We start from the raw sequence: 6,231 nt of genomic DNA, 5'->3' as shown, positions 1-6,231 counted from the left end.
GCCTTGAGGTCCTCGGTGAAGTCGGTCTCGGAGAAGGCCTTGATGCAGTCGTAGGCGGCGGTGAGGCCGGCGTTCATGCCCTGGCGCCAGAAGTCGTCACGGGCGCCCTGCGAGACTGCGGCGCCCTCGCGGTTGAAGCCGAAGAACGGCAGCGAGAGGTCCTGGAAGAACTGCGAGCGGTCCTTCAGCACGTTGGCGCGGATGTCGTCGAACGCCTCGATGGGCGTGCCCTCGGGGTTCGTGTCGGACTTCACCATCACGGGCGGCACCGCGCCCGCGGTGATGACCTTGGCGACCCGGCCGGCACCGTGCTGCGCGGCGTAGCGCACGACCTCGCCGCCGCCCGTCGAGTGCCCGATGACCACGAGGTCGTGCAGGTCGAGCGCCTCGACGAGTTCGGCGAGGTCGCGGGCGTAGGTGTCCATGTCGTTGCCCTGCCACGGACGCGACGAGCGGCCGTGGCCCCGGCGGTCGTGGGCGATGGCGCGGTAGCCGTGGTCGGCGAGCAGCTTCTGCTCGACCGCCCAGGCGTCGGAGCTCAGCGGCCACCCGTGGCTGAGGATGACGGGCTGGCCGGTTCCCCAGTCGGAATAGTGGATGTCGGTGCCGTCGGACGTGGTGAAGAAGGGCATGCGCGCTCCCGGTTCGTGGTGATGGACATGGGTCTTCTCCACTCTGCGCGCATCGGGCGAAGGATGCCCCGCCGCAGCGGCCGCCCGTCCCTCGATTCGGGACAGGTTCAGCTCACGCCGTCACGCCACTGGCAGCAGCGCCTCGTACTCCCTGGCGACCGCGCGCAGCTCGGGCGCAGGGGTCTGCAGGCGACTCGCCTGGATGAGCCCCTGGGTCACGAGCAGGATCTGCGCGGCGAGCAGCCCGAGCTCCGCCCGGTCGGCGGCGACCCGCTCGGCGGCGAGGCGCTCCTCGATCGCGGCCTGCATGCCCGTGGTCGCCTGCTGGCAGAGTTCGAGCACGCGGGGTTCGCGTCCGYCGAACTCGGCGAGGCTGTTGAGCATGAGGCATCCACGTCGACCGGGCTGGCTGGCGCAGTCGGCGATGATCGCGTCGAACAGCGCTCGCACGGCGTCGGCCGCCGAGCCGTCGGTTGCCATGGCGGTGCGCACGAGCTCGATGCGCGACCGGCAGTAGGCCTCGAAGACGACGAGGAAGAGGCCGAGCTTGCTGCCGTAGGCGCCGTAGATGCTGCCGTTGCCCACGCCGCTCGCCTCGGCGATGTCGCCGATCGCGGTGCGTTCGTAGCCGTGCGACCAGAACGCCTGCAGCGCCGCGGCGCGCAGTGCGTCGTCGTCGAAGCTTCGTGGCCTGGCCATCCCACCAGCTTACAAGCCGTGTCGACTGGTATTGGAGTGGAGAATCCAGAATGATGGGAGACATGAGCTCCGCAGTGTCGATCCTCCCCGCCGGCCGCAGGCGCCGCATCGGCTTCCTCCTCTTCGACGGGGTGAAGGCGCTCGACTACGTGGGGCCGGCCGAGGTCTTCGTCGAGGCGAACCAGGCCGTCGACGGCTACGAGATCCTCCTCCTGTCGCCGACGGGTGACGACGTCACCACCTCGCTCGGCGGCCGCGTCTCGGTGCACGCCTCGGCGCGCGACGCGGGCGACCTCGACACCCTCGTCGTGCCGGGCAGCGAGCAGTCGCCCTCGGTCTTCGTGCGCGATCCGCTGCTCTCGGCCGCGGCCGACCTCGCCTCGCGCAGCCGGCGCCTCGTCTCCATCTGCAGCGGGGCGTTCGTGCTCGCCGCGCTCGGCGTGCTCGACGGGCGCCGCGCCACCACGCACTGGAAGTTCGCCGACGACCTCGCCCGGCGGCATCCGCGCATCGACGTGCAGCCCGACGCGATCTTCGTGCGCGACGGCGACGTCGCCACCTCGGCGGGAGTCGCCGCCGGCATCGACCTGGCGCTCGCGATGGTCGAGGACGATCACGGCAGCGACGTCGCCCGCGAGGTCGCACAGCTGCTGCTGGTCTACCTGCAGCGGTCGGGCGGCCAGTCGCAGTTCTCGGCGTCGCTGCGGGCGCGCGCGCCGCACCACAGCATCGTGCGCCAGGTCACGGACCTCATCGACGCCGACCCGGCGCGCAGCCACACCGTCGCCGCACTCGCCCGGCACGCGAACGTGAGCGTGCGGCACCTCAGCCGCCTGTTCCGCGAGGAGCTCGGCGCCTCCCCCGCCGAGTACGTCGCCGGGCTGCGGTTCGACCTCGCCCGGTCGCGGCTCGAGAGCGGATGCTCCGTGGCCCAGTCCGCGCTCGACGCCGGCTTCCCGAGCGCCGAGGCCCTGCGCCGCGCGTTCATCGCGAGGCTCGGCATCTCGCCGTCGCAGTACCAGCGCCGGTTCCGCACCACGACACACGAGCCGGTGACGACGGATGCCCCGGTGCGGGCGCTTCGCCCGACGGGCTGAGCGGTCTCCGCCTCAGCTCGGATCCGTCGCTGGACGCGAGGCTTCCAGCGTGTCGAGCGCGGCCGTCAGCAGTGCGTCGCGCCCGAGACCCGTCGAGGCCTCGAGGCGCTCGATGCGCTGCTCGAGCGCGTCATCCGCCGCGACATGCGGAGCGGCCGCGACATCGGCAGCAGCCGAGGCATCCGGAGCCGCCGCGACTTCCGGAGCGGCCGAGGCATCGGACACGGTCGCGCCTGCCGCCGGATCGCGCAGGAACAGCGCCGCGACCGGTAGCACGACGGTGCCCAGCGCGTCGACGATGGCGACCACGATCGCGGTCCTGAAGTAGGAGTCCTCGGTGCCCGGCGCAGGGATCTCGCCGTCGCTGACGATCGGGAGGATGCCGATCAGCGCCAGCACCGCGATGGCGCAGAGCGTGACGGCGAGCGCGATCCTGACCACCGGATGGCGGCGCCCGGCCAGGAGCAGGAGCAGGTTCGCCTGCGCGAGGCTCACCGCGAGGATGACGCTGACGCCGAACCAGCGCCACAGGTCGACGCCGCTGTCGTAGACGCTCCACGACCATGCCCAGGTGAGCGTGAGTCCGACGATGAGGGCGACGGTGCTCGCGCCGATCCCCACGAAGCTCACGGCCCGCACCGGGCGGCCCGCCACGGCGAGGTGGCAGAGCATCGTGAGGCCGAAGCCGGTCACGAGCAGCGTCGTGAGGATGACGGGGCCTTGCTGCGAGAGGTCGCCTGTGATCACCGAGATGATGGCGATGACTGCCGCGAGCGAAACCGAGACGATGACGCCGATGATCGTGATGCGGCGGGCCCCTCGCAGGGTGCGCCCGTCGCGTGGCGATGCGTCGGTGTTCGGCATGGGTCGCAGATCGGTCATCGAACTCCCTCGGTCGTGGCTCAGCATAGAGCTGACCCCCCTCGAGCACGGGGGTTCACCCGATGTCGGCGGTTGGACGGCCGTCGTAGCGTGCGGCCATGACCACGACACCCACCAGCCAGCAGCCGCCGTCGACGGCCACGCGCACGATCACCAGGCGCTCGAGGGCCGGATGGCTCGCGGTCGTGCTGACGTCGCTCGGCATCGCGGCCTTCGCCGTCACGCCCTACCTCACCGCGTCGCTCGAGACGCTGTCGCAGTCCGATTCGGGCGGCCTCGCCGAGGCGTACGCGGGACGGCCGTGGTTCGTGCTCGTTGCGTTCTACGCCCACATCGTGGCGGGCGGCATCGCCCTCGTCGTCGGCCCGTTCCAGTTCTGGCGCGGGCTGCGCACGCGGCATCCGCTCGTGCACCGCTCGATGGRCCGGGTCTACCTCACCGCCGTCGGCATCGCGGCCCTGGGCGGCCTCGCGATCGCCCCGATCAGCCAGGCCGGCCTGACGGGCCTGTTCGGATTCGGCGCACTCGGCGTGCTGTGGCTGGTCACCGGGTGGCGCGCCTACCGCTCGATCCGGCGAGGCGATGTCGCGAGCCACCAGGCGTGGATGATCCGCAACTTCGCCCTCACCTACGCGGCGGTCACCCTGCGCCTCGGACTCTTCGCGCTCATCCTCGTGCAGGTGCCGTTCTCGGCCGGCGGGTTCGACTTCGGGACGGCGTTCGCGAACGCCTACGTCGCGATGGCCTTCCTCGCGTGGCTGCCGAACCTGCTCCTCGCCGAATGGCTGATCCGGCGTCGTGGCCTGCCGTCGTATCGCCTGGCGACCGCGTGACGGCAGGCGGCGTGGGCGCGAGCCGGGCTACGCGAGCTCGAGCGTCATGAAGACGCTGTGCGGGTCGAGCGCGTAGTCGCCGAACGGTCCGGTCTCGCTGAAGCCGTACTTGGCGTACAGCGAGCGGGCGGGCGCGAAGAAGTCCTGCGACCCCGTCTCGAGGCTCACCCGGCGGTATCCGCGTCGTCGTGACTCCGCGAGCACGTGCTCGAGCAGGCGCGCCCCGAGCCCTCGGCCGCGCGCCGCGGCATCCGTTCGCATCGACTTGAGCTCGCCGTGCCCGGAGTCGAGCTCCTTCAGCGCGACGCAGCCGAGCACGTCGTCGCCGTCGGCGATGGTCCAGAAGGTGACTCCGGATGCCGCGAGCGCCGACACGTCGAGGGCATGCACGCTCTCGGCCGGCGAGGTCGCGAACATGTCGTCGAGGTGGTCGGTGAGCAGGCGGATGACGCGCTCGTCGGTGAGGTCGCCGGGCTGGATGTCGATGGTGCTGGTCACCTCACGAGTCTCGCAGGCGCCCGTTTCGCGTTGGTTTCGTCGCGAGCTCGATCAGCTCGCCGCGACGGCGGCGGCGGTGATGACCGAGAGGGTGATGAACACCCAGTCGTTGATGATGTGCGCGCCCGCCGACACCCAGAGGTTCTTCGTGCGGATGAACGCGAGCGTCAGGGCGATGCGTGCCGAGCCGATGATGAGGAAGGCCTGCGCCCAGTTCCAGTCGTAGGTGGGGAGGTGGGCGGCGCCGAACCACAGCGCAGAGATGATCCACGCGAGGATGACCGCCGTCTTGCGCGAGACGCCCGCCTTGGCGAAGAGGAAGTACGTCAGTGCGAGGAACGGCAGGACGACGAAGATCTCCTCGCCGATGAGCTGGATGCCGCTGCCCACGTAGAGGGCGACCGTCTCGGCGACCCCGGCCGAACCGGCATTCGTGATGACGGTGTTCGGCGCGACCGGGAACACGAGCGCCACGAGCGCGCCGATGAGGAACGTGAGCACGATGTTGAGGGCGGCGAAGAAGAACATGTTGCCGACGTCGACGAGCCGGACCCGACGGAAGATCGCGGTCCAGTGCCGGCCCGCCACGAGTGCGAGCACGGCGAGCGGGATGATGACGAACAGCGCCCGCGGCAGGATCGCCACGACGTTGTTCGGCTGGGGGATGAAGATGAGCGCGAGGAATCCGACGGCCACCGACAGCCACACGATGATCCACTTGCCCACCGAGAGCTCGACGGGCTCGCCGTTGTAGAAGGGGAAGTCCCGGCCATCGCGGCGCTCGATGAGCCGCCCGAAGCGGTCCTTGTCGGTCAGCGGGCGGATGCGGCCGCCCGGAATCGTGGCGGCCGCCGTGGGCTCGGTCGTCATGTGCTCCCCCTCGTGTCGTCAGCGTCCTGCACGCGACGCTTCACCGAGTCTGGCAGATGCCAGGTGGCGCCTCGCCCACCCGCTCAGCCGGCCAGCGACGGCGCGAACGCGGTCCACGCGCGTCGGCGCTCGCTGCGCGGGTCGGACTCGACGCGGTCGGATGCATCGATCACGAGGGTCGATCGCGCGCGCTCCTCGTAGGGCGGCCACCCCGGCCCGGGAGCACCGGTCTCGGCGAAGTGCAGCCAGTGCTGCCGCATCCGTTCGCCCGCCGCGGCATACTCCTCATTGCCGCCGAGCGACGTCATGACTCTCGCGAGCGGGACATCGGTGCGGTCGAACAGCGCGAACATCTCGACCCCGTGCGTCGCGTCGAGCCCGACCAGCGTGAGCAGGCGTGGCGCGAAGTCGAACCGGTACGACCAGACCGGTGCGTGACGCGAGCAGGCGTCGGCGATGCGGGTGCTCGGGAACCAGAAGCCGTAGTCGCCGCCGAAGTCGGCAGCCGGCCGTCGGGCGGGGAGCTCGGGGTAGGCGGCGCGCATGGCGCGCCGTGCCGCGCCCGGTGCACGGGCGAACACCTCGTCGATGCGCTTCGGCGAGCGCGGCAGGATGTCGACGCGTCCGCGGAAGACGGATCCCTCACGGTCGTTCGTGCCGATGATGAGCGGCACCCGGTGCGCCCGGCCGTCCCGGAACGCGACGAACGGCCGCTCGGGC

At 71.1% G+C, this 6,231-nt stretch carries 8 protein-coding genes; 2 read left to right on the top strand and 6 right to left on the bottom strand.

Features of this window, described 5'->3' with window-relative positions; genetic code table 11:
• The coding region (locus AC1DY2_RS13405) for an alpha/beta fold hydrolase (RefSeq protein ID WP_476762883.1) at positions 1–632 on the bottom strand (632 nt) is incomplete at its 3' end.
• 120 nt (positions 633–752) lie between these two features.
• The gene (locus tag AC1DY2_RS13400) at positions 753–1,331 is read right to left on the bottom strand and encodes a TetR/AcrR family transcriptional regulator (protein ID WP_476762882.1); all 579 of its coding nucleotides are present in this window, start codon (positions 1,329–1,331) and stop codon (positions 753–755) included.
• Positions 1,332–1,393: 62 nt separating this feature from the next.
• On the opposite strand from AC1DY2_RS13400, the gene AC1DY2_RS13395 reads away from it, so the two are divergent.
• Positions 1,394–2,428, top strand: coding sequence for a GlxA family transcriptional regulator (locus AC1DY2_RS13395; RefSeq protein ID WP_476762881.1), 1,035 nt, complete (start codon positions 1,394–1,396; stop codon positions 2,426–2,428).
• Positions 2,429–2,440: 12 nt separating this feature from the next.
• On the opposite strand, the gene AC1DY2_RS13390 is transcribed toward AC1DY2_RS13395, so the two are convergent.
• A complete protein-coding gene (locus AC1DY2_RS13390; protein ID WP_476762880.1) occupies positions 2,441–3,310 on the bottom strand; it encodes a hypothetical protein in 870 nt (289 codons plus the stop codon).
• Between the two features lie 98 nt (positions 3,311–3,408).
• Between AC1DY2_RS13390 and AC1DY2_RS13385 the strand changes: the two genes are divergently transcribed.
• Positions 3,409–4,143 (top strand): DUF2306 domain-containing protein, encoded by a 735-nt coding sequence (locus AC1DY2_RS13385; RefSeq protein WP_476762879.1) that lies wholly within the window; start codon positions 3,409–3,411, stop codon positions 4,141–4,143.
• A gap of 27 nt (positions 4,144–4,170) precedes the next feature.
• On the opposite strand, the gene AC1DY2_RS13380 is transcribed toward AC1DY2_RS13385, so the two are convergent.
• The 3 genes from AC1DY2_RS13380 to AC1DY2_RS13370 form a co-directional block, all read right to left on the bottom strand.
• The gene (locus tag AC1DY2_RS13380) at positions 4,171–4,641 is read right to left on the bottom strand and encodes a GNAT family N-acetyltransferase (protein WP_476762878.1); all 471 of its coding nucleotides are present in this window, start codon (positions 4,639–4,641) and stop codon (positions 4,171–4,173) included.
• A gap of 51 nt (positions 4,642–4,692) precedes the next feature.
• Positions 4,693–5,511, bottom strand: coding sequence for a CPBP family intramembrane glutamic endopeptidase (locus tag AC1DY2_RS13375; protein ID WP_476762877.1), 819 nt, complete (start codon positions 5,509–5,511; stop codon positions 4,693–4,695).
• Between the two features lie 83 nt (positions 5,512–5,594).
• On the bottom strand, positions 5,595–6,231 hold a 637-nt coding region (locus AC1DY2_RS13370), incomplete at its 5' end, for a carboxylesterase family protein (protein WP_476762876.1).

It is taken from the genome of Agromyces sp. P1_H4 (genome assembly GCF_056405255.1).
Note: the sequence above shows the minus strand (reverse complement) of the source record. Positions and strands in the feature narration are given on the sequence as shown.